Source organism: Agromyces sp. SYSU T00194 (genome assembly GCF_040496035.1).
Taxonomy (GTDB): domain Bacteria; phylum Actinomycetota; class Actinomycetes; order Actinomycetales; family Microbacteriaceae; genus Agromyces; species Agromyces chitinivorans.
Window position 1 is genome coordinate 2,350,045 of sequence record NZ_JBEPJZ010000001.1, and the last position, 14,116, is coordinate 2,364,160.

At 71.9% G+C, this 14,116-nt stretch carries 11 protein-coding genes; 3 read left to right on the forward strand and 8 right to left on the reverse strand.

Annotation, left to right across the window (positions count from 1 at the left end; translation table 11 throughout):
• Positions 1–12: 12 nt before the first annotated feature.
• The 6 genes from ABZK10_RS11075 to ABZK10_RS11100 form a co-directional block, all read right to left on the reverse strand.
• A complete protein-coding gene (locus ABZK10_RS11075) occupies positions 13–1,539 on the reverse strand; it encodes a glycosyltransferase family 39 protein (protein ID WP_353809254.1) in 1,527 nt (508 codons plus the stop codon).
• Between the two features lie 82 nt (positions 1,540–1,621).
• Positions 1,622–2,590, reverse strand: a complete 969-nt coding sequence (locus ABZK10_RS11080) for a glycosyltransferase family 2 protein (RefSeq protein WP_353809255.1) — start codon at positions 2,588–2,590, stop codon at positions 1,622–1,624.
• A gap of 46 nt (positions 2,591–2,636) precedes the next feature.
• The gene (locus tag ABZK10_RS11085) at positions 2,637–4,211 is read right to left on the reverse strand and encodes a hypothetical protein (protein ID WP_353809256.1); all 1,575 of its coding nucleotides are present in this window, start codon (positions 4,209–4,211) and stop codon (positions 2,637–2,639) included.
• Complete coding sequence (locus tag ABZK10_RS11090; RefSeq protein WP_353809257.1) at positions 4,208–5,080, reverse strand: glycosyltransferase family 2 protein; 873 nt, start codon at positions 5,078–5,080, stop codon at positions 4,208–4,210. Before ABZK10_RS11090 ends, ABZK10_RS11085 begins: the two co-directional genes overlap by 4 nt.
• On the reverse strand, positions 5,070–6,293 hold the full coding sequence (locus ABZK10_RS11095) for an ABC transporter ATP-binding protein (protein WP_353809258.1): 1,224 nt from the start codon (positions 6,291–6,293) through the stop codon (positions 5,070–5,072). Before ABZK10_RS11095 ends, ABZK10_RS11090 begins: the two co-directional genes overlap by 11 nt.
• Positions 6,293–7,186, reverse strand: coding sequence for an ABC transporter permease (locus ABZK10_RS11100; protein ID WP_353809259.1), 894 nt, complete (start codon positions 7,184–7,186; stop codon positions 6,293–6,295). The genes ABZK10_RS11095 and ABZK10_RS11100 overlap by 1 nt, the downstream gene beginning before the upstream one ends.
• Before the next feature lie 175 nt (positions 7,187–7,361).
• Between ABZK10_RS11100 and ABZK10_RS11105 the strand changes: the two genes are divergently transcribed.
• A complete protein-coding gene (locus ABZK10_RS11105) occupies positions 7,362–9,449 on the forward strand; it encodes a LasA N-terminal domain-containing protein (RefSeq protein WP_353809260.1) in 2,088 nt (695 codons plus the stop codon).
• 7 nt (positions 9,450–9,456) lie between these two features.
• Here ABZK10_RS11105 and ABZK10_RS11110 read toward each other — a convergent pair whose 3' ends face one another.
• The gene (locus ABZK10_RS11110) at positions 9,457–10,728 is read right to left on the reverse strand and encodes a glycosyltransferase family protein (RefSeq protein WP_353809261.1); all 1,272 of its coding nucleotides are present in this window, start codon (positions 10,726–10,728) and stop codon (positions 9,457–9,459) included.
• 145 nt (positions 10,729–10,873) lie between these two features.
• Here ABZK10_RS11110 and ABZK10_RS11115 point away from each other — a divergent pair, with 145 nt between their 5' ends.
• Positions 10,874–11,842 (forward strand): glycosyltransferase, encoded by a 969-nt coding sequence (locus ABZK10_RS11115; RefSeq protein ID WP_353809262.1) that lies wholly within the window; start codon positions 10,874–10,876, stop codon positions 11,840–11,842.
• A gap of 163 nt (positions 11,843–12,005) precedes the next feature.
• The gene (locus ABZK10_RS11120; protein ID WP_353809263.1) at positions 12,006–12,788 is read left to right on the forward strand and encodes an HAD-IIB family hydrolase; all 783 of its coding nucleotides are present in this window, start codon (positions 12,006–12,008) and stop codon (positions 12,786–12,788) included.
• A 31-nt stretch (positions 12,789–12,819) separates the two neighbouring features.
• On the opposite strand, the gene ABZK10_RS11125 is transcribed toward ABZK10_RS11120, so the two are convergent.
• Entirely contained in the window at positions 12,820–14,112 is a 1,293-nt protein-coding gene (locus tag ABZK10_RS11125; protein ID WP_353809264.1) for an O-antigen ligase family protein, read from the reverse strand.
• Between the last annotated feature and the right edge of the window lie 4 nt (positions 14,113–14,116).

Genomic DNA, 14,116 nt, shown 5'->3' on the forward strand with positions numbered 1-14,116 from the left:
CTGTCCCGGCGGTCATCCGCCCGAGGGCTCGAGCACGTAGACGCCGCTGATCGGTCCGAGCCGGGACCCCACGACCTCGAACCCGGTGCCGGCGATCACGCGCACGGTGTCGGAGCCGTCCTGCAGCGGCGGCAGCGGCACGTCGAGGTCGGTCACGTAGAGGATGCGGTCGTATCCGTCCATGCTGCCGTCCGGGAGCCTCTGCCAGCGGAGCCGCCGGTCCCAGAGCGTGTCCGCGCTCCGCCGGTCCTCCACGAGGGAGGGATCCTGGAATCGGTCGACGACCGGACCGCAGTCGATGCGCATGAGCGAGGTGTACGACGACACGTCGTAGGGGGTGTTGAACAGGATTGCATCGCCGGGCCGGTGCATGCGGTCGAGCGTCGCGCACGTGCTGCTCCAGTCGACGCCCTTCGCGGTCAGGGTCCGCTGCCCGAGCCACGCCGGCAGGACGGCGAGGACGAGGCCGGTGACCACCGCGATCGCCGCTCGGTCGGGGATCCGCGCGAGCGGGACCGCGGCAGCGAGCGCGATCCCGAAGGCCGTGAACGCGAGGTAGCGCGGCTGGTACACGTCGACCGCGAGCGCCAACAGCAGCACGGACGCCGTCGGAACCGCTGCCACCGCGAGTCCGAAGGCGAGCCCGTCGCGCTCGGCGCTCCCGAATCCGCCCCGTCGGAGCAGGTAGGCGACCGATGCGACCACGGCCAGTGCGAGCAGCACCCCGACGAGCGGACCGCCGACGAACCACTGGTCGACGAAGACGTCCGCCCACGTGCCGAGCCCCACGGGACGCGTCCCGCCGAGGCGATCCGCCTGCCGCTGTGCGACGAGTCCCCAGGGCAGCACGAGCGCCGAGGCCAGCGCGATGGCGACGGCGGGCCGCACCAGCACCGACGGATCGCGCCTGGTGAGGGCGACGTAGAGGGCGTACGCGAGGTGCGCGAGGACGATGCCGAAACCGAAGAGGAAGAGGAGCGCGGTCGCGACGGCGCCGGCCACGTACAGCACCCACCACCATCGGCGGCGCGACCGCAGCGCGAACACGAAGACCACGCTGAGCCAGACCGAGAGGGCCAGGACGAGCGCGTAGGACCGCGCCTCGACGCCGGCCCAGGCGACCCGGGGCAGGACGACCAGGAGCGCGCCGGCGATCCAGGCCGTGCGCCGGTCGACCAGCAGTCGTGCGAGCAGTACGACGCCCGCGGTCGCCGTGCCGACCGCGATCGCCGAGAGGAGGCGAAGCGTCGCGACGTCGCCCCCGAACGCCTCCACCCAGAGGTGCAGGAGCACGTAGTAGGCGACGTGCACGACATCGGTGGAGCCGGCCATGGCGAACAGGCTGCCGAGTGCGCGCTCGGCACCGGACATGCTCGCGAGCTCGTCGTACCACGCGGACGGCCGTGCCGCGCCGACGGCGGCGACGACGGCTGCAGCGGAGCCCAGCAGCAGCGGCGCGAACGTGTCCGCCCGCGTGGGGCCCGGGCGGCGAGGTCGTTCGGCGGCGGCCGGTACCGACGGCTCCACTGCTTCCCTCACAGGCACCGATGCTCCCACACCGGTGGCGGCGCGGGGTGCGGCTGTGGGCGGCGTGCCCGCCGTCGGAGTCAGGCCGAGCGGGTCAGAGCTCCCCGGCCCGTCGCCGTGCCGCGGCCTCGATGAGCAGCTGCTTGTGCGCCTCGAGCGAGCGCTCCTGCAGCAGTCGCGTGATCCGGATCAGGTCGGCGATGACGCCGAGCGCGATCGACAGGAGGGCCCCCGTCAGGAGCACCGCGCCGATCAGCAGCGACTGGATGTGGTCGCCGGCGACCCCGCCGAGGGTCAGCACCAGGTAGCGGACGAACGGGATGAGCCCCGCGACCCCGAACACGGCGCTGAGCGTCGCGAACAGCACGTAGGGCCGGTACATCAGGTACGCGCGCACGATCGCCGAGCCCGACTGGAACATGTGCTGCCAGATGTTCTTGAAGAGCCGCGACTCGCGCGTCTTCGGGTTCGTGCGGATCGGGATGCTCGTGATCGCCAGCCGCTTGTACCCGGCCTGGATGATCGTCTCCATCGTGTAGCTGAACCGCGTCACGACGTTGAGCTGGATGAGCGAGTACTTCGAGTACGCGCGGAAGCCGCTCGGGGCATCCGGCACGTCCGTGCCCGCCGCCCGGTTGACCACCCAGCTGCCGAAGCGCTGCATGAGCTTCTTGAAGCCCGAGAAGTGCTCGATCGTGGCGGTCTGGCGGTCGGCCACGACGATCTCCGCAGTGCCCTCGACGATCGGCTGCACGAGGTTGCCGATCTCGTCCTGCGGGTACTGGTTGTCGCCGTCCGTGTTGACCACGATGTCCGCGCCGTGGGAGAGCGCGTACTCGACCCCGTCGTGGAACGACTGCGCGAGCCCCATGTTGCGCGTGTGCCGCACGAAGTGGCGGACGCCGTGGGCGCGCGCGACCTCGACGGTGCGGTCGGTCGACCCGTCGTCGATGACCAGGATCTCGATCTCGTCGACACCGGGGATCGACCTCGGGATGTTCTCCAGGACCAGCGGGAGGGTCTCCTCCTCGTTGAGGCAGGGGATCTGGACGAAGACTTTCATGTGTTCCCTCGTTGGGCTCCGTGAGCGGGGGTGGTGCGGCGCGGCCTCACGGGACGGCGACGCCGATCAGGATGATGTTGGCGAGCGAGTGCGCCGCCGGTACGAGCGGCGCGAGGACGGACTCGGGCTGCACCCAGCCGGGCGTCGCGCCGGCGAAGTAGATCAGGGGTCCACCGCACTGGATCGCGACGACCAGCAGGATCGCGAGCACGCCGGCCTTCCAGGCTCCGGGCCGACGCTGGGTGAGCCGCAGGGTGCGTGCGACCCCGAAGCCCGCGCCCATCAGGAGCACCGGGAGCACCGGCATGAGGTACCTCGCCTGGATGGCGAGGGCGATCCCGTTGGTGCGCCAGCCATTGTAGTTGAGGACGAACAGCGCGCCCGCCAGGGCCAGGGAGACGACCACCAGCAGCCGCGCCCGGCCGTTGCGGAGCGCCGGGGCGAGCACGAGGAGCGCGAACACCACGGCGACCGTGGTGCCGATGCGGAGGAGGTTGAGCAGGAACTCCGATCCCGTGAGCGTCTGGACCCCGGTCGGGGTCTCGCCGCCGACCGTCGTGCTGGTCAGGATCGTCCAGGGGATCCAGTCGCCCATGAGGAAGTACCACGCCGACGACAGGCCGATCGGGGTGGTCTCGTGGCCCGCGCGCAGGTCGGCGTTGCGGCGATACGGGCCGTAGGCGCGGCAGTACTCCTCGGCGTGCAGGTCTCCGCACGACGGGTTCGGGGTGCCATAGGCGAGGAGGTTCCAGCCGATCCGCTCGAGCACGAGGGCGAAGGCGATCGCGAGCAGCGCGCCGACGATCCAGGTCCACGGCGAGCGCACGTCGACGCGCTCGCGGGTCGACCACCACTCGCCCCAGCCGGATGCCCGCGCCCGCAGGAACTCGTTCACCAGGAGCATGACGATCGCCGCCGCGAACACGGGCAGGAAGGTGTACTTCGTCACGCTCGCGATCGCCCCGACGCCGAGCATGATCGCCCAGGCCGCCGGGTCGAAGCGCGGCGCCGCCTGCACCAGCATGGCGCGCCAGAGGAAGATCGCGGTGAGCAGCAGCAGCGGTCCGTCGTAGTTCACGGTCGCTGCGACGAACGGCACCACCGGGAGCATCACGAACACCAGGAGCGCGGTGTTGACGATCGCGCCGGAGAGGCCGAGGCCCCGGCCGATGCGCCGGAACCAGATGAGCGACGTCGTCGTGATCGCCACGGTGATCAGCCGCAGGAGCACGACGGCCTCGAACTCGCTCGCTCCAGCGGCGACCGCCAGCCGGTACGGGAAGCTCAGGAGGTAGTGGTACAGGTACGACGGCAGCCTGGTCACGTCGCCGAGGTAGCCCGACTCGGGGTCGGGGGAGGGGAAGGGCGCCGCCTGCCCCGCGAAGGCGTCGACGATGCCGACGTGGTAGAACTCGTCGTAGAGCAGGAAGGGCCGCGCGACGAGTGCGATGGCGGCGCCGGAGAGCGCGGCGATCGCGAAGATCGTCCAGAAGGCCGCGGACGAACCGATCCAGCCGGCGAGTCGGCCCGACGCGCGCTCGAGACGGTCGAGGGCCGAGGGTGCGGTGGTGGGGGCGCTCGCCGTCGTCGCGGCGGGGGCGGTGGAAGTGGGCGGGGTCATCGCATTCCTCGGGTCTCCCAGCGGGCGCGGACGGCGAGCGCGGCGCGCAGCGCCCATCGCAGCGGGGCCTGGTACCAGTGCGGGTAGCGCAGGGACAGGTATCGGTACGCACTCCGGTGGTGCTCGTGCAGCATGGCGCGCGGGTTGGTCGATGTCGACCGGGCGCCCAGGTGGGTCGCCACGGCGTCGGGCACGTAGACGTTGCGCCACCCGGCGTCGACGAGGCGGCGGCCCAGGTCGACGTCCTCGAAGTACATGAAGAAGCGGTGGTCGAAGCCGCCGACGGCGCGGTACGCATCCGCGCGCACGAGCAGGCACGAACCCGACAGCCAGTCGGCGGTGCGCTCGTGCTCGTAGTCGTCGTCGGCGCGGTAGCGCCGGCTGAACCGGTTGCCGGGTGCGAACGCCGAGAGCACTGCGTGCCCGATGCCGGTGCCGAGTGCGGGGAAGCGGCGGGCGGAGGGGTAGGTGCTGCCGTCCTCGGCCAGGATGCGCGGGCCGAGGGCGGCGGCGTCCGGATGCCGCTGCGCCGCGTCGATCAGGCGGGCGACGGCCCCCTCGTGCAGCACGAGGTCGGGGTTCGCGATGAGGAGGTACTCGTGGGCTCCGGCGGCCGCGTCGATGCCCGCGTCGATGCCCGCGCCGTAGCCGAGGTTCTCCGGCAGCGCCACGAAGGAGGCTCCGGCCGACTCCACGACCCCGCGAGTGCGGTCGGCGTCGGCCGATGCGTTGTCGGCGACGACCACGTCGGCGCGCGCCGACCCGAGCGCGTGGGGCACCGAGGCGAGGAAACCGGCGATGGTGTCGCTCGAGTGATAGGCGACGGTCACCACGAGGACCGACGACCCGGGCATCGCCTCAGTCGCCATGGTCCACGAAGCTCGGCTGCGCGTCGATCGATCCCGTGTACCTGCGCGTCACCGGCACCGTGAACGAGGTGGCCTGCACGGCGTCGAACAGGTGGCGCTTGGTCGCGTCCATGAGCGACGCGTGCACGAAGTACTGCCCGCCGCCGAGGCGGAGGTCGTCGATGAGGAACTCGATCGTGCGGCGCTCGCGCAGGTGCGTGGTCTCGACGCCCATGAGCCGGGTCGACGTGCCGTACACGTGGGGCCCGAGCGGAGTGACCACCTGCACGCCGCACGACCAGTCGTCGAGGCCGGTCGGATGCTCCAGCGTGACCCGGATCGAGAGCGTGTCGCCCGGCTGGAACTGCTCGCCGACCTCGCGGCCCACGGCGTGCGCGACGACCTCGAGGATGCGCCCGTCGGCGTGCTCCGCGATGCCCTTCTCGGCGTCGTGGGCGCGGCGGTCCTGTTCGAGCAGGTCGCGGAACTTCTCCACGCTCGTCGCCGGGTCGCCGTCGTGCACGACGTTGCCGTGATGCAGCAGCACCGCTCGGTCGCAGAGCTCGGTGACCTGGCCGAGGTTGTGCGTGACGAGCACGATCGTGCGGCCGTCCTGCTGGAACGAGCGGATCTTGTCGAGGCACTTGCGCTGGAACGCCTCGTCGCCGACGGCCAGCACCTCGTCGACGAGCAGGATGTCGGGGTCGGTGTGCACCGCCACCGCGAAGGCGAGGCGCACGTACATGCCCGAGGAGTAGAACTTCACCTGCGTGTCGATGAACTCCCCGATGCCGGAGAACTCGAGGATGTCGTCGAAGCGCTCCTCGGTCTCGCGCTGGCTGAGCCCGAGGATGGACGCGTTCAGGAAGACGTTCTCGCGGCCGGTGAGGTCGGGGTGGAAGCCCGCGCCGAGTTCGAGGAGCGCCGCGATCCGTCCACGTCGCCGGACCGATCCGGACGTGGGGTCGATGATGCCGCCGATGACCTTGAGCAGCGTGCTCTTGCCCGAGCCGTTGTGACCGATGAGCCCGACGGTCGTGCCCGCCTTGAGCGTGAGCGCGATGTCGCGGAGCGCCCAGAAGTCCTCGCGGTGGCGTCGGCCGGCGCGGCCGAACGTGACGAGGCGCTCCTTCAGCGAGTTGTCCTTGCGGATCACGAAGCGCTTGCTGACGTCGGCGACATCGACGACGTCGGGGCGTTCGTCGAGCGCGATGGTGTCGGGTCGGCCGGCCATCAGAGCTCCTGCGCGAAGTTGCCCTGGAGCCTCGCGAAGACCCGCTGGAAGAGGACGATGAGCACCGCGCTGATCGCGACGGTGATCCAGAGGCGCAGCATGAGGTCGTCGGGGGAGGGAGCGCCTGCCTCGGCGCCCGCGACCCAGAACGCCTTCTGGAAGCCGAGGACCGCGAGGGTGACGGGATTGCTGGTGTAGACGTCGAGCGCGACGCCGGCGCCGAGGTAGTCGCGGACCATGCCCCACGAGTACACGATCGGCGAGGCCCAGAGCATGATCATGAGCAGCACCTCGACGAGGTACTGCAGGTCGCGGAGGTACACGTTGGTCGCGGCGAGCAGGAGCCCGAGCGCGGTGCCGAACCCGACCAGGACCAGCGTCGCCGGGACGAAGTAGACCAGGTCCAAGTGCAGCGGCGGATTCCCGAGCACGATGGTCGCCAGGATCAGGATGATCAGCTGGATGCCGAAGTTGAACAGCGCGGACCCGACGCTCGCGAGGGGGAAGATCTCCCTCGGCAGGTAGACCTTCTTGACCAGACCGCTGTTGGAGACGATCGACGACGTGCCGCCTGAGACGATCTCGCTGAACAGCCCGTACGCGGTGAGCCCGGTGAACACGTAGATCGCGAACTGGGGGATGCCCCGCTCGGCGCCGAGGAACTGGCCGATGACGATGTAGTAGATGAGCAGCTGCGTGAGCGGGCGCACCAGCGTCCAGACCACGCCGAGCGCGCTGTCCTTGTACCGTGCCTTGAGGTCGCGCCGCACGAGCAGCGCGAGCATCTCCCGCTGGCCGAGGATCGACCGGAGCGACTGCACGGGGCTCTCGCCGCCGCCGGCGTTCACCATGGGTTCGCGTGCGAGGCGCGCGAAACGGTCCTGGGCGCTCATGGGTGCTGTATCGATCCTCCGGTCGGGCCTCAACAGTATAGATGCCGCGTCCTGCCCGAGCGTCCGCCGACTCCCCACGCGGATCCGCGGTCTCGCCGACACGCGGAGGTCCACGACGGCTGTCGACCGATGGCCCGATAGCGTGACGTCCATCTGCAGCTGAGGAGCCAGGCACGTGCACCGACCGACCGCAGCCGTGGGGGGGTCCCGCAGCGGCATCGCCATCTCCGCGATCCTGGCGATCGTGCTCGCCACGTTCGTCGCGGTACTGGCGCCGGCCGAACCTGCGAACGCGGCCCGCGCGTCCGACTTCGATGCCGGGTACCTCATCAGCGACCGCATCTTCTACGACGACGACGCCATGGGCGTCGACGCGGTGCAGCGCTTCCTCGACGCGCGCGTGCCGACGTGCGCGGCGACGACCGGTCCCGCGTGCCTGAAGGACTACCGCACCGACACCTGGACGCGACCGGCGGAGGATGGGCGGTGCGTGCAGTACTCGGGCCGCTCCTCCGAGACCGCCGCCCAGGTCATCGTGCGGGTGGGGCAGGCCTGCGGCATCAACCCGCGCGTGCTCATCGTGCTCCTCGAGAAGGAGCAGGGCCTCGTCTCCGACACCTCGCCGTCGACGCGCCAGTACCGCAGTGCGACGGGGTACGGCTGCCCCGACACCGCCGACTGCGACGCCGCCTTCTACGGCTTCTTCAACCAGGTGTACATGGCCGCGCTGCAGTTCAAGCGCTACGCGGCCGCGCCCGAGGGGCGTGCGTACGAGGCCGGTCGCGTGAACCAGATCCTCTACCACCCGAACGCCGCGTGCGGCACGAAGTCGGTGACGATCCGGAACCAGGCGACGGCCGGCCTCTACCTCTACACGCCGTACACCCCCAACGCCGAGGCGCTCAAGAACCTGTACGGCCGCGGCGACGACTGCTCCAGCTACGGGAACCGCAACTTCTGGCGCATCTTCACCGACTGGTTCGGCTCGCCCACCGCCGGCTCCTCGCCGACCGGCGCGCTGGAGTCGGTCCGCAGCGGGTTCCGCCAGGTGCAGGTCGGGGGATGGGCCGAGGACGCGGACACCTCCGACCCGATCCGCGTGCACGTCTACGTCGACGGCCGGGGCCGTGCGGCCACCTACGCCGACCAGCCGGAGGACGGCTCGACGCGGTCCAGCGGCTTCGACGTGACGATCACGGACCTGGACCCGGGTTCGCACCGCGTCTGCGCGTACGGCATCAACGTCGGCCCGGGCAGCACGAAGCTGCTCGGCTGCAGGGACTTCTCGATCCGCTCCGGCTCGCCGTTCGGCGTGATCGACAAGGTCGTCGGCGCCCCGGGCGCCATCGAGTTCCGCGGCTGGGTGATCGACCCCGACACCGACGGGCCCGTGCGCGTGCACGCCTACGTCGACGGCCGCGGCCGCCTCGCGGTCACCGCCGACGAGGTCAAGGAGGGGCTCGACGACGTCTTCCCCGGCTACGGCGACGAGCACAAGTACTCGGGCCGGATCGAGAACGTCGGCCCGGGCTCGCACCGCGTCTGCTTCTACGGCATCAACCAGGGCTCCGGTTCCACGCGCATCTTCGCGTGCCGCACCGTGGAGATGCCGTCGGGCTCGCCCGTGGGCGAGATCCTGCACGCCGAGGCGACCGGCATCGGCACCGTCGAGGTGAGCGGCTGGGCGGTCGATCCCGACGTGGTCGACCCCGTGCGGGTGCACCTCTACGCCGACGGCTCGGGCGCGGCGTCGCTGTGGGCCGACGAGGAGGTCGAGGACCCGTCGGTGCTCCCCGAGGGTTACGGCACGGCCCACGGCTTCACCCGGACGCTCACCGGCCTGGGCCCCGACGATCATCGGATCTGCGCATATGCGATCGACGTGGGCGCCGGCTCCAACCGTCAGCTCGGCTGCGTCACGGTCGAGATGCCGTCGGGCTCCCCGCGGGGCGTGATCGACGCGGTCGAGGCCACCGGCACGGCGGGCGAGCTCAACGTCCGCGGCTGGGCGCTCGACCCCGACACGGTGGACCCGATCCGCGTGCACATCTACGTCGACGGCAGCGGGGCCGCTGCGGACTGGGCCGACCGGGAGAAGCCGGGGCTCTCGACGCACTTCCCCGGTCTGGGCGACCTCCACGCCTACGACCGCACGCTCACGGGGCTGTCGGCGGGCGACCACCGGGTGTGCGTCTACGCGCTCGACCAGGTGGACCCGGGCCAGACCGTGCTGATCGGATGCCGCACGGCCACCGTGCCCTAGTGCGGCGTCAGTCGCGGCCGGCGAGTTCGCGCAGTCGTGCGTAGGCGCGCCGCAGCCGGTCGTATGCGGGATAGGTGCGCGCCGACGTGATGCCGTCGAGCGCGGCGCGCACGCCGTCGAGCTCCGCCTCCACGGCGTCGAGGCGGCCCCGCAGCTCGTTGCGCTCCGTCCCGACCGCGCGTGCGTCGGCGAGGAACTCGTCGCGCTCGCGCTCGGCGCGCATGAGGTCCGCCTGGAGGCCCGCCACCCATGCCAGCAGCGCCGAAGGCCGTCGCGTGCCGCGCGCCGCCCGCTCGCGCAGGCCGGCGAGCACGGGGTCGAGCGTCTCCGCGCGGCGCTCGTAGGAGTGCCGCGCGCGGACCACCTCCCGCAGCGTCGCCGCCAGCTCGGGGCCGGCGGTGCCGGTGGCGGCGTCGAGCGCGGCGTCCAGGGTGGCCGAGTCGGAGTACACGGGCACGTCGGCGAGTCCGAGCTCGGCGAGTCCGGTGCGCGCGTTCGTCACCGGGAGCGCGCCCGCGGCGATCGACTCGAACAGGCGGCTGTTGTGGTTGCCGTACGCCTTGGCGGGCCCGATGACGTCGTCCAGCACCACCGAGGAGGCCGCATAGGCCGACGGCAGGGCGAAGAAGTCGAGGATGCCGCCGTGCTCGGCGTGGCGCGGGAGACGGAGGTGCTCGCCGTTCGCTCCGAACCACATGACCGACGTCGGGCCGGTCAGCCCGTCGATCGCGTCCATGATCTCGCGCTCGGCGCCCCAGAAGTTCACCGTGGTCATGGCGGCGAAGCGCACCTCGACCGGGTCGTCCGCCGGCGCGAAGAGCTCGAGGTCCACGGCGATGGGCACCACCTCGACCGGATGCCCGCTCCGCTCGCGCAGCGCGGCCGCCGACGCCTCGGAGGAGGCCCAGATGCCGTCGAAGACATCGAGGTAGGGCAGCTCGACCCACCGCTCGGTCCAGTTCCGCACCCATGCCACGACGGAGGTGTGCTCGTCGACGAGTCCCGGGACGAACGACTCGATCATCGCGATCGCGACGTCCACCTTCGGGACCGGGTCGCACCAGTTCCGTGCCGGCCACAGCCGCACGCCCCAGCCGAGCCGCTGCAGGTACTTCGCCAGGCCGAGTGCGACATAGACGTCGCCCTTGCCCTCGTCGAGGTCGTCGGTCGACACGCAGAAGGCGACCGTGCCCCGGGGCCCCTCGGCGTACTCGCCGGCGGCGAGCCGGCGGTACAGCTCCGACTGCGTCGTGTTGATGGGGAGTTCTGTCGAGGTCACTCGGGTGCTTCCTGGGGGCGGGCGGTGCGAGCGGTGTCGGGCATCGTCGCCGCGCCGCTCGGCGAGTCGTCAGCAATGATCTTGGCACACGGCAGTCGCAGCGGCGCCCGACCGCCCACAGGGCGGCCGTTGCTAGACTCCGCCTGTGCCCAGCGTGTCCGTCGCCCTCTGCACGCGCAACGGCGCTGCGCACGTCCGGCAGCAACTCGAGTCGATCGCCCGGCAGCGGGTCGCGCAGGCCGACTGGGTCGTGTCCGACGACGACTCGTCCGACGACACGCTCGCGTTCGTCGCCGACGCGTCGGCGGCACTGCCCCACGACGTGCGCATCCTCCGCAACGACCCGCCCCTCGGCGTGACCGCGAACTTCGAGCAGGCCATGGCCGCCACGACCGGGGACCTGATCGCGCTGAGCGACCAGGACGATGTGTGGCACCCGGACAAGCTCTCCCGCATGGTCGCCGAGTTCGACCGCCGGCCGGCGCTCCTGCTGCTGGCGAGCGACGCGCGCCTGGTGGACGCCGACGGCGTGCCCACGGGGGAGCTGCTGCTCGACACCCTGTACGTGAGCGCGGACGACCGCGCGCGCATCCACGCCGGCGGCGCGTGGGACGTGCAGCTGCGGCGCAACGTCCTGACGGGCGCGACCATGCTGCTGCGCCGCGAGCTGCTCGACCTCGCGCGTCCGTTCCCCGCGTCGTGGGTGCACGACGAGTGGCTCGCCACCATCGCCGCGGCGGTGGGGGAGGTCGACGTGCTCGAGGAGCCGCTGATCGACTACCGGCAGCACGGCGGCAACCAGATCGGCGCGGAGTCGCTCGGCCTCGCGGGTCGGATGCGCCGCCTGCGCGAGCCGCGCGACGCCCGGAACGCGCGGCTGCTGGCCCGCGCCCGCGCCCTCGCCGAGCGGCTGCCCGCGCTCCCCGGCGTCTCGCCGGAGCGCGCCGGCCATGCACGCGACAAGCTGGCGCACGAGCAGGCGCGGTCCGCGCTGCCGGCGTCGCGCCTGCGCAGGATCGCCCCAGTCCTGCGCGAGTGGCGCACCGGGCGCTACGCCCGCCACGGGCTGGGCGCGCAGGACATCCTGCGCGACCTCGTGCAGCCGGTCGGCTGAGGCGCGTCCGTCGGTACGCGTCCCCAGTTACGGCGTCGTCGCAGCGGCATCCGTTAGAATCATGCGACCCGCGCGACGATGCTCGATCGGGCGCACGTGATCGTGCGTCGGACGGAACCCACGCCCCCCGCCGCCTCGCGGCGCTCGACCGAACCGGAGCCACATGCACTCGACTCCCCGCCTCGTCGCGTTCGACCTCGACGACACGCTGGCCCCGTCGAAGTCGCCGATGGACCCGCGCATGTCGGAGCTGCTGGTCGAACTGCTCGGCGTGGCCGAGGTCTGCATCATCTCGGGCGGCCAGATCGCCCAGTTCACCGCGCAGGTCGTCGAGCGGCTGCCCGAGGCGGACGCCGCGACCCTCGAACGGCTCCACCTCATGCCGACCTGCGGCACGCAGTACTACCGGCACGAGTCGGGGCAGTGGCGGCGGCAGTACGCAGAGGAGCTGACCGACGACGAGCGCGGCCGCGCGCTGGCCGCGGTCGAGCGACTGGCCCGCGAACTGGGCTACTGGGAGGACGAGACCTGGGGGCCGATCCTCGAGGACCGCGGCTCGCAGGTGACCTTCTCCGCGCTGGGACAGGCCGCTCCGGTCGACGCGAAGACGGCCTGGGACCCCACCAACGCCAAGAAGAACGCCCTGCGCGACGCCGTGCAGCGGGAGCTCCCCGACCTCGAGGTGCGCAGCGGCGGCTCGACCTCGGTCGACATCACGCGGCGCGGCATCGACAAGGCCTTCGGCATGCGCCGCCTGGTCGAGGTCTCGGGCGTGTCGCTCGACGAGATGCTCTTCGTCGGCGATCGCCTCGACGAGGACGGCAACGACTACCCGGTGAAGCGCCTCGGCGTGGCCTGCGTGGCGGTCGAGGGCTGGGAGGAGACCGTCGGCGTGATCGAGGGGATCCTCGCCCGCGCGACCGGACCGGCGACGCCGGTCGCCTGAGCGGCGCCCCCGGCGACGCACGCCGGCGGGACTACACGGCCGGGACGAGCTTCGGCTTCCAGGCGTCGCGCCAGCTCATGTCGCGCGCGGACTGCACCGTGCAGATGACCAGCAGCATCCACCCGCCCTCGACGACGGCGTAGCTCTCGGCGAACGACGTGACCGCGAGCACGACCAGCACGAGCGCCGGCCAGACGTAGACGACCGCCCGCCGGGCCGAGGCGAGCAGCCACGCGCGCACGAGCGCGAGCCCGATGAGGCCCACGAACAGGGCCGCACCGATCACGCCGAGCTGGAAGTAGACGTCGATGTACGCGCTCAGGCCGCTCGCGTGCGGCCGACCGGTCGCGAGCGTGACCCACGAGTACGGCGGCGACGTCGGCCAGATGCCGGCCCAGCCCCAGCCCTGCATCGGGTTCATGTCGAGGTAGCGGCTCATCTCGCGCCAGGTCTCGAGCCGCACGTCGAACTCGCCGCGGGCGTCGAGCAGCTCGATGATGCGCACGCGCGCGGCGAAGCCCACCGCGAGCGCCACGACGCCGCCGGTCACGAGCGCGACCTGCCAGCGCCAGCGGGTCTGCGCGCGAGCGCGGCGCAGCCCGAACAGCGCGAGCGCGGCGATGAGCAGCACCGTGAGCGCGACCATGGTCGTGGGCGAGCCCGAGAGGAACACCATCGCGCCGGCGAGCGCGATCGAGGCGAGTGCCACGGCGCGCGGCACCGACCGGGTGCGCCACTCCACGACGAACGTGAGCCCGGCGATGAGGGCCACGAAGCCGAGCACGTTGCGCGAGCCGAAGACGCCCTGCACCGGGCCGCCCGCGACGAGGTCGCCCTGGATGCCGAGGAACGCGATCGGCAGGTCGAGCAGCACGCCCGACAGCACCTCGAGCGCGAGCGAGAGCCCGAGCAGCACGCGCAGCACGTCCCCCGTGGCGCGCACGACCTGGATGGTGTCGCGCACGAGCGCCACGTAGACCCCGAGCAGTCCGAACGCGACGAGGTACCCCACGCGCCAGAGGGTGGTGGCAGGGTAGGAGCTCCAGAGCACGGATGCGGCGGCCCAGCCGACGAACACGAGCAGCGACAGCGGCAGCACGCCGTACCAGTCCACCGCCTTCCAGCGGGCGACGAGGGAGACGCCGCCGAGGGCGACCAGCGCCACCACCACGGCGACCAGCCCGGGCCAGCCGATGAGGCTGCGGAGGGCGTGGGTGGAGAACCCGGTGCCCAGCACGGCGAGGGTCAGCGCCTGGGCGAACCGGGCCGAGCCGAGGAAGCGCCGCAGCTCGGGCGCGATCGGGTCGGGGCGCGCGTCGGGCATCGGG

Coding starts and splice junctions, on each gene's coding strand:
- ABZK10_RS11080 (WP_353809255.1), bottom strand. CDS start 2,590: ATGAAAGTCTTCGTCCAGATCCCCTGCCTCAACGAGGAGGAGACCCTC.
- ABZK10_RS11085 (WP_353809256.1), bottom strand. CDS start 4,211: ATGACCCCGCCCACTTCCACCGCCCCCGCCGCGACGACGGCGAGCGCC.
- ABZK10_RS11090 (WP_353809257.1), bottom strand. CDS start 5,080: ATGGCGACTGAGGCGATGCCCGGGTCGTCGGTCCTCGTGGTGACCGTC.
- ABZK10_RS11095 (WP_353809258.1), bottom strand. CDS start 6,293: ATGGCCGGCCGACCCGACACCATCGCGCTCGACGAACGCCCCGACGTC.
- ABZK10_RS11100 (WP_353809259.1), bottom strand. CDS start 7,186: ATGAGCGCCCAGGACCGTTTCGCGCGCCTCGCACGCGAACCCATGGTG.
- ABZK10_RS11120 (WP_353809263.1), top strand. CDS start 12,006: ATGCACTCGACTCCCCGCCTCGTCGCGTTCGACCTCGACGACACGCTG.
- ABZK10_RS11125 (WP_353809264.1), bottom strand. CDS start 14,112: ATGCCCGACGCGCGCCCCGACCCGATCGCGCCCGAGCTGCGGCGCTTC.